The sequence below is a fragment of the Streptomyces sp. SID3343 genome, from assembly GCF_009865215.1.
Lineage (GTDB): Bacteria > Actinomycetota > Actinomycetes > Streptomycetales > Streptomycetaceae > Embleya.
Genome location: NZ_WWJX01001029.1, coordinates 1 through 13,430 on the forward strand (window position 1 = coordinate 1; position 13,430 = coordinate 13,430).

Annotated in this window: 11 protein-coding genes; 5 read left to right on the top strand and 6 right to left on the bottom strand. The window is 68.2% G+C overall.

Annotated features, from left to right (window positions below; all coding sequences use genetic code 11):
• From GT354_RS31975 to GT354_RS31995, 5 genes are all read right to left on the bottom strand, one after another.
• Positions 1–1,002, bottom strand: a 1,002-nt coding sequence (locus GT354_RS31975) for a phosphomevalonate kinase (protein ID WP_161359871.1), incomplete at its 3' end; no start/stop codon positions are given.
• Positions 999–2,003 carry a diphosphomevalonate decarboxylase gene (mvaD, locus tag GT354_RS31980; protein ID WP_161359872.1) on the bottom strand — a complete coding sequence of 335 codons (1,005 nt, stop codon included), beginning with the start codon at positions 2,001–2,003 and terminating at the stop codon, positions 999–1,001. The genes GT354_RS31975 and mvaD, both read right to left, overlap by 4 nt.
• Positions 1,990–3,060, bottom strand: coding sequence for a mevalonate kinase (gene mvk, locus GT354_RS31985; protein ID WP_161359873.1), 1,071 nt, complete (start codon positions 3,058–3,060; stop codon positions 1,990–1,992). The genes mvaD and mvk overlap by 14 nt, the downstream gene beginning before the upstream one ends.
• Positions 3,061–3,537: 477 nt before the next feature.
• Complete coding sequence (locus GT354_RS31990) at positions 3,538–3,795, bottom strand: phosphopantetheine-binding protein (RefSeq protein WP_161359874.1); 258 nt, start codon at positions 3,793–3,795, stop codon at positions 3,538–3,540.
• A 78-nt stretch (positions 3,796–3,873) separates the two neighbouring features.
• The gene (locus GT354_RS31995) at positions 3,874–4,809 is read right to left on the bottom strand and encodes a beta-ketoacyl-ACP synthase 3 (protein ID WP_346012273.1); all 936 of its coding nucleotides are present in this window, start codon (positions 4,807–4,809) and stop codon (positions 3,874–3,876) included.
• 808 nt (positions 4,810–5,617) lie between these two features.
• On the opposite strand from GT354_RS31995, the gene GT354_RS32000 reads away from it, so the two are divergent.
• Entirely contained in the window at positions 5,618–6,970 is a 1,353-nt protein-coding gene (locus tag GT354_RS32000; RefSeq protein WP_161359876.1) for a hypothetical protein, read from the top strand.
• 377 nt (positions 6,971–7,347) lie between these two features.
• Here the strand turns inward: GT354_RS32000 and GT354_RS32005 are convergent, their stop codons facing one another.
• Complete coding sequence (locus GT354_RS32005; protein ID WP_161359877.1) at positions 7,348–8,265, bottom strand: LysR family transcriptional regulator; 918 nt, start codon at positions 8,263–8,265, stop codon at positions 7,348–7,350.
• A 73-nt stretch (positions 8,266–8,338) separates the two neighbouring features.
• Between GT354_RS32005 and GT354_RS54785 the strand changes: the two genes are divergently transcribed.
• From GT354_RS54785 to GT354_RS32025, 4 genes are all read left to right on the top strand, one after another.
• The gene (locus GT354_RS54785; RefSeq protein ID WP_237535684.1) at positions 8,339–9,022 is read left to right on the top strand and encodes a hypothetical protein; all 684 of its coding nucleotides are present in this window, start codon (positions 8,339–8,341) and stop codon (positions 9,020–9,022) included.
• A 61-nt stretch (positions 9,023–9,083) separates the two neighbouring features.
• Entirely contained in the window at positions 9,084–11,057 is a 1,974-nt protein-coding gene (locus GT354_RS32015) for a S9 family peptidase (RefSeq protein WP_161359878.1), read from the top strand.
• 58 nt (positions 11,058–11,115) lie between these two features.
• Entirely contained in the window at positions 11,116–12,090 is a 975-nt protein-coding gene (locus GT354_RS32020; RefSeq protein WP_161359879.1) for a cysteine synthase family protein, read from the top strand.
• The coding region (locus tag GT354_RS32025; RefSeq protein WP_161359880.1) for a dipeptidase at positions 12,080–13,430 on the top strand (1,351 nt) is incomplete at its 3' end. The genes GT354_RS32020 and GT354_RS32025, both read left to right, overlap by 11 nt.

The following is a 13,430-nucleotide window of genomic DNA, read 5'->3' on the forward strand; positions in this document are numbered from 1 at the left end:
CAGGGCGATGCCGCAGTCGCCTCCGCCGGCGCCGGACGGTTTGGCCGCGCCGCCACAGGTCTGGGCCGCCGCACACAACTCGGACAGTCGGGGGGTGAAGATGCCCAGTCCGGTGGCGTCGTCGAGGTCGGCCAGGAGGTGGTGCGCGTCGCGGACGGCGTCCAGGAGCGCCCCCGGGTCGTCGTGTCCGAGTGCGTGGGCGGCCGCGTCCACGCAAGTCGCGCTTCGTGCGAGGAACTGTCGGAAGGCGGGGCCGTGCCGCCATGCGGTATGGGAGAGCCGGTGGACGTGGGCGGAGGTGGAGGCCGGGCTGCCGCTCCAGCCGGTGTGCAGGGACAGCGTGTTCGGGGGCGGCAGGGCACGGACGGTCAGTTCGGGCCAGGTGGCGCGCAGGGTTTCGGCAGGGCCGTCCCGGCGCAGGCGCCGGAGCAGGAGCGCGCGGTCCGGCGCCCGGTAGGAGATCCAACCGCCCCATGTGCTCGCCGCGAGGTCCGCGCCGGAGGGGCCGGCGTCGACGCGGATGCTCGCCAGCAGGGCAAGGCGGAAGCGCAGTTCCGGCGTCGTCGGCATGGCGTGGAAGGCGGTCAGGGCAGCCACGGCCGCGACGGTCACCGCTCCGCTGGAGCCCAGGCCGATCTTGACGCCGTGTTCGTGCAGGCCGCTGCGGACCGTCAGGCGCAACGGCACGGGCGGCAGGGCGAGTCCGGCTCGCAGTCGGTCGACGATCTCGACGGCGGAGACGAGGTGGGCCAGTGCCCCGGTCAGGTGCGGAGTGTCCGCCGGGTCCGGGGGGCGCAGGCCCGTACGATCGCGCACCAGGGCCACCTCGTGCGGGAGGAGGTCGGTGTCGAGGACCACGTCGCCCTGTCGGGGTGTGGACGCCCGGACGGTGACGAACCGGTCCACGGCCACGACGATCGCCGGTTGACCGGGCTCCAGGACGGCGTACTCCCCCGCGATGAGAAGTTTCCCCGGCGCGGTGTGGGTGACCGGGTTCGTCATCTCCGGGCCCCGGTGTGCAGGGTCGCGCCGGGGCCGGATCGGCCCACGACCGTGGGGCGATCGGACCGTTCCCGAAGCTCGTGGGCCACGTGTTCGGCGTCGTCGCCGGCGCACAGGACCTTGACGTTGGGGCCGGCGTCCATCGTCGCCCACGCCTGTGTGCCGGCGTGGCGCATGCGGCGTACCGCGTCGAGGACCAGGTGTGAGGCGTCCGTCAGGTATCGCACGGGCGGTACCGCGTTCTCCATGGTCTTGTGCACGCCGAGGGCGTTGCTTTCGGCGATCGCGCCCACTGCGGCGAGGTCTCCCCCGGCCAGCGCCGCGCGCATGGCTTCGAGGTCGCCGCGGGTCGCGGCGAGCCAGTCGTGGAAGTGCGGGGACGTGGCCACGGTGCGGCGCATCGCCTCACGGCTGGAGACCGGTTTGGGGCCGGTTTCCACGAGCACGACCACCATTGCGAGATCCAGCCTGGCGTCCGTGACGGGCTCGGCGTAGGAGGCGAGGTCGGGGTCGGGTGCGTCGGGCGCGCCGGCGTGCCAGACGACGAACCCGCCGAAGATCGACCGCGCGGCCGATCCGGAGCCTCTGCGGGCCAGTCTCGACAGCACCGCCGGCTCCAGCGGCAGGTCGTAGGCATGGGAGGCGGCCAGGGCGAGGGCCGCGAATCCGCTTGCGGAGGAGGCGAGGCCGGCGCCGGTCGGGACCGTGTTGCGGGTCGCCACCAGGGCCCTTTCCGTCCTGCCGGCCCGATCGCGTACCAGGTCCAGGAAGGCCGTGATCCGCTGCGGCGTCTCGCCTCGGGCGAGGACGCCGTCCACGGTGACGTGGTCTCGCGTGGCGTGGGGGTGGAGGCGGACCTCGGTGGTGGTAGGGAAGACGTCCAGCGTGAGGGAGAGGCTGTCGGCGCAGGGCAGGACGAGGTGTTCGTCTCGTTTTCCCCAGTACTTGACCAGGGCGATGTTGGGGTGGGCCACCGCGATCGCGCCTTCAGACGTCGACATTGCCGTCTCCCTTTGGCAGCGGGGTGATCCAGCAGCGGACGCCGTGCTCGCGGGTCAGTCGGGCGGCCGCGGTGTCGGCGGCGGTTCGGTTGGGCAGCAGGGCGATCACGCAACCGCCGAGTCCACCGCCGCTCATCTTCGCGCCGAATGCGCCGACCCGGATCGAGGCGTCCACCAGGGAGTCCGTGCGGTCGGTGGTCAGGTCGAGGCCGGCGAGCAGTGTGTGACTGTCCGTCAGGGCGCTTCCCAGCGCCCGCAGGCGACCGTGTTCCAGGTCGAACAGGGCTCGGCGGGCGAGGGCGGTCGAGCGGGCGAGGAAGGCGTCCCGGCGGCCGGGATCCTTCGCGAAACGCTCGCGCAGCATCCCCACGGCCTGTTGGGTGGACGCGCCGGTGCCGCTGTCCACCACCACGATCCAGCAGTCGGCACCCACCGGCGGGGTACTGATCCGTCCGTCCGCCAACAGGACCGGTCCGTTGCTGCCGGTGGCCCGGGCGTCGATGCCGCTCGCCCTCCCGTGCGCCGTGTTCTCGGACATCTGCACGTATCGGAAGACGACGTCCTCCCCCAGCCCCAGATCGAAGAGATCGTCCAAGGCATGGACGAGGGCCCGGGCACATGCCGCACTGGAGCCGAGACCGCGACCGAGCGGCACCCCGCTCTCCACGTGCACGTCCACCCCCGGCGGGAGCCGCGACCCCGTGAGGCGCAGGACGGCTTCGGTGAGGATCCGCAGCCCCTCCGGGACGACGCCCTCCGGCGTTCGCGGCAACGGTGCCGGGCCGGCGGACGGCACGCCGGGCAGGACGGGAGTGAACCGGAAACCCAGTAGTCCGTGCCCGTCCCGGTCCCGACGGGCAACCCGGGCACGGCAACCCAGCCCGGGTACCGGCAGCGCCACGGCGGGCGCGCCGTAGACGACGGCATGCTCCCCCAGCAGGATGACCTTCGCGTGGGCCCGCCCCTCGCCGATGCCCTGCGGAGCGGCGCCCCCGTCTGCTCCAGGCGCCGCCGGCGGGCTCGTCTCCCGCGCCTCGCTATGCGCGTCGTGCGCCATGACCGCCAGACGTCCTCTCGTGTGCGGGCACGGGCCGGTTCGGGAACCGTCGTTGTTCCGTGCCGGGCCGGGGAAGGGCCATGCGGCGAGAAGGACGGGCGGGACCGTCCCGAAACCGGCGCGGATCCCGGTGCGGCAGGCAACGTCCGCCGGGGCGAAGGGCGTTGCACCCATGCTCGTCGACCTCTCCCTCTCCTGATGCGGGACCCAGCCCGACGTGGTGGTGTCCGGCGTTTCTTGGTGACAACGCGCCGGGTGGCAGGTGGCGGCCGGCCTCCCACCGGAAGCGTCGGGATGCGCCGCTTTCGTCGTGTTGTGCCGCGGCCCGCCGCGCCCTGCCCTGCCGGACGCGGCTCGACAGGGCAACCGGGCGGAGGGGCAGGGGATGCGTGCGGCTCGGGTGGGATGGGTGCAGGGTCGGTGACGGGCCCACCGACCATGTCCGTACGGATATCGGACCGCCGCACCCGCGCCGCATCAGGAGGCCTGTGCGATTTCCGCGCAGCGGGTGACCGTCGCGCCGGCCATGTTGAGCAGGTCGTCGTCGATGGGCTTGCCCAGCGCGTTCTCGAGTTGCTGCGCCAACTCCGAGATCTGCAGGGAGTCCAGGTCGAGGTCCTCCAGGAGCCTGTCGTCCGCGCCGATGCTCTCGACGGGCCGCTCGGTGAGCAGGGAAACGATGTTCCGGACCTGCAACAGGGTGTTCGCGTCGGTGATCACGGCTTCCTCTTCCATGGGGGGTGTGGGAACGATCGACGGTGTGGGTGTGGGTGTGGGTGTGGGTGTGGGTGTGGGGATGGGCCCGGTGGTGTCTCACGGGCACAGGACGACTTGCGCCGCGTAAGTCAGCCCGGCACCGAACCCGAAGAGCAGGACGGGGTCGCCGCGGCTCACCCGACCGGCCGCGCGCAGCGCGTGGAGCGCCAGCGGAACGGAGGCCGCGCAGGTGTTGCCGGAATGGACCACGTCGTCGGCGGTCACCAGTTCCGGCGCGTCGACGCTCCGGCTCAGGACTTCGATGATGCGCAGGTTCGCCTGGTGTGGCACGAATGCCCTCAGGTCGACGGGTGTCAGCCCCGCCCGTTCGCAGGCGGCGCGAATGACGGGGGCGAGCGCGGTGGTGGCCCACCGGAAGACCTTGCGCCCCTGCATTTCCATCCGGCCCGTCCCATGGGGGATGGTGATGAGGTCGGCCTGTGTGCCGCCGCTGCCCCACGCGACAGGGAAGATCGCGGGCTCCGCCGAAGGCACGACGAACGCCGCTGCGGCGCCGTCGGCGAAGATCGGCCCGGTGTCGCGGTCCTCCGCCGTCACCCAGTCGGTCATCCGTTCCGAGGCGACTACCAGCACCCCCCGCGCCGTTCCCGCCCGGATCAGGGCGTCGGCGACGGCCAGGGCGTGACAGAAACCCGAGCAGGCGGCGTTCAGGTCGAACGCCGCCGACGCCCCGCAGCCGAGACCGGAGGCGACCGACGCCGCCCCGTTCGGCATGGGCGAGGGCAGGGAGCAGGTCGCGAGAATCACCGCGTCGACGTCGTCGGCGGTGGCGCCGCATTCGGCCAACGCGTTCTTGCCCGCCGCGACCGCCATCGCCACGACCGTCTCGGTCGCATCGGCGTGACGCCGCTCCTCGATGCCGACTCGCCGCGAGATCCACTCCGTGCCGACACCGGCACACGCGGCGGCCTGCTCGTTGACCACCACGGTCTCGGGACGGTACGCGCCCAATCCGCCGATACGGGCTCCCACCCCGGGCGAGCGGCCCGACGCTGCGACCGACACCCCGTTCGGTTCCCGACCCTGATTCATTTCCCGCTCCGGTGTGCGTGTGGGCTGCGGCGCCGACCTTCATGCGCCCGGTGGTCGCGATGGTTCGGCGGATGGGCCCACGACCGCGCATCGCGCGCCGGGTACGAAAGTCCGCCGGGGTTTCACCCATCGGTTCCTTATCCATCAAGCCCCGGTTCGGGACTCGACGGAAGGGGGGAACGAGGATACGACGCGTGAACACGTTGAACGCCCGTGCGCTTCGCCGTCGTGGGACGCGTCGTGCCCACCACCAACACCCACTCCCGCCTGAACATCGCACCATCGCCGCTCGCGGAGTCACTCCCCGCGCCCAGGGCGTCGGCCCGGCTTCGGGCGGACAGAGCCCAACCTGGGCTGGGCGGACGAGGCCAGGCAAGTGCCCTACGTGGTATCGCGTTGGGGCCTTTTGTGGCAGATGAGTGTGGCGGCGAGGGTGAGGAAGGCCGGGGAGAGGTCGGCGCGGTGTTCGTGGCATGCGGGAAGTCGTCGGTAGCCGCCGAGGCAGGAGAGGTGTGTTCGATCTTCCGTCGTTGGCGCCGGAAGAGCGGCCGGCGGGGTCGGAACGGAGCGGAGGGGACTTCGGGCGGCTTTCGACGTTCCGTAGCCGCTTCGCGGGGCAGGCGCCCTGGGGAAGCGGCCGCACTCGTCGCCGAATACACCAACCAGTCGCGATCAGTGAGCCGTGCCGGGTGCGTGGTGGCAGGGTTGAAAGTTACGGACGCGACGCCTCGCAGATTCGAGAAATCGCATGCCGCAGCGCCAGCCGAATGTCTCGTTGGCCGCGTTACTGGCCGAGAACCACTGGACGGCCGGGCAACTCGCTCGGGCGGTCAACGCGATGGCCACCGCCCACGGCATGCGTCTGATGTACGACCGTACGACGATCGCACACTGGCTCACCGGAACCCGTCCGCGGCCGCCTGTTCCGGAACTGGTGGCAGCGGCGTTCAGCCGGCACGGCGGGCGTTCGATCACCGCGGCCGACACCGGCCTGATCGATCGAGTCGACGTTGCCGCAGCCGTCGAGCGATCGTCTCCGAACATCACGCACCGTCTGATCGACCTGTGTCGTGCCGACATCGATCCCACCCGTCATGTCGAGTTGATTCGCGCGATCTACACGACGGACGATCGCGATGCCTCTGCTTGGGATTCCCGTATCGGGCCCGCGCACGAGGATTCGCCCTCGGGTTCGGGACGATTCGGGGCCACACCGACCGATGCCCAGACGTTGCGGGAGATGGCGGATGTCTTCGCCGAGCTTGCCGAACGGAACGGCGGGATCCTCGTTCGGTGCGCCCTGGCCGCCTTCCTCGCCGAGGGCGCGGATCGATTCCTGAACCTCCCGGCTTCGGAGGCAGTGCGCCGGGAGATGCTCACGGGTACTGCGCAACTCACCCATCTTCTGGCCTCGATGACCGCCGACTCCGACCATCCGGGCCTGGCACAGCGATACTTCGGTACGGCATTGGAACTGGCCCGCGAGGCGGGAGACCGCCGCATGTTCGCCATCACGTTGCGGACGATGAGCGTTCAGGCGCTGCGTTTGGGGCATCGTCCGCGCGCTCTGGGCCTCGCCGAGGCGGCCTTGGCCGTGCCCGATCTGACGCACGACCCGTCGATCCAATCGTTTCTCCTGGGTCAGCGGGCCCTGGCCTCGGCCGCCGTCCACCGACCTGCGGCCGCCCGGGCCGACTTGGCCTTGGCGGAGGATCGGCACGAACACGCGGACGGGTTGCCGGGGGTCTTCCGCGCGTATTCGACGGCCGGATTCCAGTATCAGCGCGCGCTCGCGTTCGACGCGATGGACGAGGGTGGCAACGCCCGCGCCTCTCTTCGGGCGGCCGTGCGGGAACGGGATCCTCGTCGGCGTAGGGCCCTCGCGCTCACCCAGGCGCGGCTGGCGGCCAGTCTGGCTCGGGTGGGCGAGGTAGAGGCGGCCTGCTCGCATTGGCACCTCTACCTCGACGCCTATCCCCATCTGCGGTCCGTGGAGATCCAACGCGCGCTGGCCCGGCTCCTGAGGACCATGCGTCGTATGCCCCGGGTGCCGGAGGTGCTCGCGCTCCAGGAGCGCGCCGAGTCGCTGGCGCATGGATGATCGGTCGATTCCGGGGAGACGACGCGCCCTCGGCGCGCGACCGGTCACCGGAACACAGCCCGTACGGGGGCATCCGCGAACAGCGGTCCGGTCCGGGGCCCACGGCGCCGACTCCGGGTGTGCGGGTGGCGGAAGCCACCGTCGTCCGCGAGGGCACGAAGCCGAGCGAAGCCTGGGCCGCGGATGTCGCAGTCGTCGTGGGGCGGGTTCGGTTTCCAGGGTCGGGTGCTCGTCCAAGAGCCGGCGAACCCGAGGTCGGCGGGGCCGAGTTCCCGGGCGGAGGAGCGGGGGCAGTTTTGGGGTACGGTTTCTGCGGCTCTGCCGCAGGCGACGGCGACGCAGAAGACGACTATGCCCCGACGCCGGGCACGAGCCGATCAGGCTCCATCACTCATGAGCCCTGTCATCACGCGTTCCAGCGCAGCGACAACCTCTTGCACCGATCGCCGGCGGAGGCTTTCCGGGCGAGCCAGGATGTCGATGCTGCGGCTGATTCTCAGCCCGGGGAGAGGGCGGAGCACGATACGCGGGTCATTGGCCCGACCACTGGTGTACCGGGGAAGTACGCCGATGGCGTCGCCCGCAGCGACCACTTCGGCGACGCCGCCATAATCGTTGATCAAGTGAACGACCTCGGCGGGTCGCCCGGCCAGCGCGGCGACGGCGCTGGTCACATCGTGAGGAGAGAAGCCGCCGCGGCTGGTGACCCATCGCTCACCGACGACGTCCTCAGGGGTGAGGCTGGATTTCTTCGCGAGCCGATGCTCAGCCGGGAGCGCGATGTCAAGTGGTTCGTGCGCGAGCGTCATGACGGTCAAGCTCGTGCTGGGCCATGGCGGGCTGTGCCGCAGGCGGTGCGCCAGCACGAGGTCGTATCGGGCGGTGAGGGCGGGGAAGTCTTCCTGGGCGACGTCTTCGTCGACGAAGCGCACTTCGGGGGCATTCGCTTGCCTGCGCAGTTCCGTGAGCAGCGTGCCGAACAGCACCTGGCCGACGCTGACGAAGCAGCTGACGGTGACTATGCCGTCGGTCGCTCGCTCGAAGTCGCGAACGGCATTGTGTGCGGCGGCCATGGCGTCCAGGACCGACACGCCCGCGTCGGCGAGAACCCGACCCGCGTCCGTGAGGACGAGTGTGCGTCCCTGTTTCCTGGTCAGCGGGGTGGCGAACCCGCGTTGCAAGGTGGCGAGATGCTGGGAAACCGCGGACGGACTGACATTCAGGGCTTCGGCCACGGCCGTGACGCTCCCCAGGGCTCCTAGTTCCCGAAGGACTTTCAGCTGATGGACCTCCACGCGAGTGCCGCTCTCTCATCGACGAATTGATGAAGGCTACCTTAACCAATGATGCGCAAAGACTGCCTTGCTCTTGATTATCGTTCTGCGTAGTTTTGCCAACCATGAGGGCAGCACACAGGGCGCGGGGCGACCTGACGGTCGAAATCGCCTGCCACGCCGAAGCCGGAGCCGCAGTATCCGCTGCACCACGGTCAGCTTCGTCGTCGTGTCTCCTGGGCATGTGCCGGCGCGCATCCGCGGACAACTGTCAGCCGTGCATACCCCCGAGGACATTCAGCGCTGCGTCGTCACTTCGCCGAACCGCGTTGCACAGTACAAGGCACCCCGGCTGGGTCCGACGACGAGACCGGAGACCAGAACATTGGCTGATGAGACCCGGCTGAGTGCCGACCCGGTGAACGTCGACTCCGGCGGCCACCGCGTCATGGAGGCGGAACTGCGCCGCCGGCCGGGCACCTTCGAGATGATCGCCGGCGCGAACTTCGCCCCGCGTTTCGGTATGCAGGCGCACAGATCCGTGCTGACCGACAAGTGTGCCGAAGGCCACCTTGGACGCCAGTACTACGGCAGCTGCGAGCACCGCTGCCATCTGATCTCCGACGGCCCGAGCGACCGAGTCTGGCGACCAGGGTATCGGCAAAAATCAAAATTCCGGAGCTCCAAAGCCACCACCGGATGCCGGACGGCAGCCGACGCCTCAACAATCATCAGTTCCAGCCGCGCACTCTTCAAGCATTCGAAGCGTCGCGCCTGACCAGATCCGCGGAATAATGGTCGTGCGCGAACTACCCCTCATGGGTGGGAAGGACTACGCCATGCCGCAACAAGTCCACGAGACGGATTTCCATACGCTGTCCGCCGCCTTCATCCGGAGGCTGCACGAGTCACGGTTGGGGCTGCCGCACCAGGTCATCGATTTGAGCGCTACGCCGGATGCAACTCGTGTCGTTGCCACCGGGTCGGTCAGGGACACACTTTCCGGACCACCGCGCACGGCGGTGTATTTCATCGAGGACGGAGATTTCCGCGCGATCGTCGACGGTGTCGAATCGACATTGCACGGACGGTTTTCGCCGAACGGGCGTCTCCTCAGCTTTCTCTCCGACCGGAAGCGGGCGGGCATCTTCCAACTGCACATCGGAAGCGCGGACCGCGTCGAGAACGCCAAGGGCTGCACGGAAGTCGATGGCACAGTCGAGTACACGCAGTGGTCGCCCACCGGCGGCAGAATCCTACTCGGCGTCGCAGGCGTCGGAGCAGACATCGCCTCCACACATGGAGGCACCGCAATCACGGCGGCGACCCGCGACGCGCCGGCATGGTGCCCTACTGTCGACTACGGAACTCCCGAGAAAGCCTGGCGCAGTCTCTGGATCCATGATGTCGAGAATGATTCGGTGCGACGGCTTTCGCTGCCGGGCGCCAACTACTGGGAGTCCGCATGGTGCGGGGAGAACCAAGTAGTCGCGGTCTCCTCGCCAAGCCCCGATGAGGACAGTTGGTACCGGTCTGTAATCGTTCAGGTGGACGTCGATACAGGTGCGGTGGTGGAACTGTTCAGGGGTGAGGACCAACTTGGCGTGCTGACAACATCTCCGGACGGTGCTCGTGTGGCTTTCGTCCAGGCGTTGTGCAGTGACCGAGGATTGTTCGCCGGCAACGCGTTCGTCATGGATCTCGCGACGAGGTCCGTATCGCGTCTCGACGTGTCGGACGCCGACCTGAGTTTCCTTCAGTGGATCGATGCCGAGCATCTCGGATACTTCGGCATACGCCACCTGGAATCGGTCGCCGGTATCGTCGACATCCGCGATGGATCCGTCAGCGAACTCCCGACCGGAAACCGCTCGATTGCCGGGTCTCGCCTGCCCCGGGGGCACTTTCTTCAGGATGGCAGCGCTGTCGTCGTCCAAGACTCGTACACGCTGCCGCATGAGGTTACCGTTCTCACAAAGGGCGGGGCCAAGATATTGGCTTCGACTGCGCATGACGGCAGCAGGGAAGTCGGGTCATCGGCCGGGCGCGCCGAGGCGGTCAGCTGGACAGCTCCTGACGGCCTCACCATCGAGGGCATCGTATGCCTTCCACCAGGGGAGGGCCCTTTTCCGACCGTGCTCAACGTTCACGGCGGCCCGGTATGGATTCACCGCGAGTCCTGGATGATGAAGCAGTCGATCGTCCCATTCTTGGTTTCGCAGGGTTTTGCCGTCTTCTGTCCCAATCCCCGCGGAAGCTGCGGGCGAGGTCAGGCGTTTGCTCGTAAGGCGGTCGGCGATTTCGGCGGGGCGGAGGTCCAGGACCACCTGTCCGGGATCGATCACCTCGTGAATACAGGTATCGCCGACCCCGCCCGGCTGGGCGTGATGGGAGGCAGCCATGGCGGCTACATAGCGTCCTGGATCGTGACGCAGGACGATCGGTTCGCTGCGGCAGTCCCCTTCTTCCCGGTGACCGATTGGTATAGCTGGACATTTTCGACCAACATCCCCAGCTTTGGATTCTTGAATCTGGACGGCAGCCCGGAGGACCCTGGATCCGCGTTCCATATGCGCAGTCCTGTGACGCACGCGAGCAGTGTTCGCACCCCGTGCCTCACGATTGGCGGGAGCCTCGACAAGTGCACGCCCGCGGGACAGGCCGTCGAATTTCACAATGCCCTGCGTCTGCAGGGTGTCGAATCCGCTCTGTGCATCTATCCCAACGAGGGACACGGCATTCGCGGTATAGAGGCCGAGATCGACTTCAACGCCCGCATCCTCGACTGGTTCGCCTCGCACTTCGACCTCTAGGCTCGGAAACCTTCACTCGCCGTACGTGCCTGATTTCTTATTCAGGAAGGATTCGCAGATGCAGAAGGTGATGTCGTCCGTGATCGACGTGATTGGGGGGACTCCGCTGATCCGATTGGATCGTCTCACGGCCGGCTTGAACGGCACGTTGTTGGCCAAGCTCGACTATCTCAATCCAGGGTTCTCGAAGAAGGATCGCGCCGCGCGCGGCATCATAGAGGAGGCGGAGCATTCCGGCGCCCTTCGGCCCGGTCAACTCGTGGTCGAGCTGACCAGCGGAAACATGGGTACCGGCTTGGCCATCGTGTGTGCTGTGAAGGGCTATCCGTTCGTCGCGGTCATGTCGAAGGGAAACTCCCCCGAGCGCGCGAGGATGATGTCGTCTCTCGGTGCGGAGGTCGTGCTTGTGGATCAACTGCCGGAGTCGACACCCGGGCAGGTCTCAGGCGGTGACCTGGAACTCGTCGAGCAGCGCGCTCGGCAGATCACGGCCGAGCGCGGAGGGTTCCGTGCCGACCAGTTCAACCATGAGGGCAATTGGCGTTCCCACTATTCGGGCACGGGGCGTGAGATCTGGGAGCAGACCGACGGTCGGATCGACGGATTCGTGGATTTCGTGGGGTCCGGCGGCACATACGCAGGTGTCACTGCGCTGCTCAAGGAACGCAACCCCGCCATCCGGTGCTTCATCGCAGAACCCGAGAAGGCTGCCGCGGTGGCGGGGAAGCCGATCGAGGACTCGAACCATCCCATCCAGGGCGGCGGATACGCGATGCCGCACTTGAGCTTCCTCAAGGCGGTGCCAGTGGACGGTTTCGTGGAGGTCAGCGGTACGGAGGCCAGAGCGACCGCTCGTCGCCTGGCCAGGGAGGAAGGCATCTTCTCCGGGTTCTCGTCGGGTGCGAACGTGGCCGCTGCACTACAACTCCTCAGGGGCGAGTTGCGGGGCAAGACAGTGGTGACGCTGATCAACGACTCCGGGCTGAAGTATCTGTCCACGGATCTATGGGCGGGGCACTCGCATGACTGCTGAGCTGGAGCGACCCAAAGCGCTGCGCGACGCCGCGACCGCCGGTATCCCGGCGGCACTGGCCGATCTCGGTTCGCTCGTGCGCATCCCGTCGATCGCGTGGCCCGCGTTCGATCAATCCCAGTTGCGCCGCAGCGCGGAGGCGGTTGCGGCACTCGCAGAGGGCACCGGTGTCTTCGACCATGTGGAGATCAAGACTGCTCTGATCCCCGGCACCGATGAGCAGGGGCAGCCTGCCGTGCTCGCTACCCGTGCCGCACGCAATGGACGTCCCACCGTGCTGTTGTACGCCCATCACGATGTGCAGCCGATCGGCGACGAGGCGCAGTGGGAGACGCCGCCGTTCGAGCCGACCGTGCGTGACGGCCGGCTCTACGGACGCGGTGCCGCCGACGACAAGGCCGGCGTGATGACCCACATTGCCTGTCTGCGTGCACTCCACGAGACGCTCGGCGACGACTTCGACCTCGGCGTCACGTTGTTCGTCGAAGGGGAGGAGGAATACGGCTCGCGCTCGTTCGCACAGTTCCTCGCCGACAACGCCGACACCCTCCGTTCCGATGTCATTGTCGTGGCGGACTCGGCAAACTGGGACTCGACGACCCCGGCGCTCACCGTCTCCCTCCGCAGCTTCGTGCGATTCTCCGTCACGGTCCGCACCCTTGAGCATGCATCACATTCAGGTATTTTCGGCGGTGCCGTCCCGGACGCCATGACGGCGACGGTGAAACTCCTCTCCACGCTCTGGAGCGATGACGGCACAGTGGCGGTCGAAGGGCTGCTTGAGCGGGATGCGCCGACGCCCGAATACTCCGAGGAGACGCTACGCGAGGAGACCGGACTGCCCGAGGGTGTGAGCACAATCGGAAGGGGCTCGATTCTTGACCGAATCTGGAACAAGCCGTCGGTTACGGTGATCGGCATCGACGCGACCACCGTGGCAGCGGCATCCAACACCCTCGCGCCAGTCGTCTCCGTCGTACTCAGCGGGCGTCTCGCACCCAATCAGATGGCACGCGCGGGATACGACGCGCTGGAAGCGCACCTGCGCGCGCACGCGCCGTTCGGTGCGGAGCTCACGTTCGCCGATGTCGACCTCGGGAACGGATTCCTTGTGGACACGTCGGGTTGGGCGGTCGGCGCTGTCCACGACGCGTTGCGCGAGGGCTACGGGGTCGATCCGATCGATGTCGGCGCGGGCGGGTCCATCCCTTTCATCGCGGACCTCGTGCGCGAGTTCCCGTCGGCGCAGATCCTTGTCACCGGCATCGAAGACCCGCAATCGCGCGCGCACAGTCCGAACGAGTCGCTGCACCTGGACACCTTCCGACATGCAGTGATCT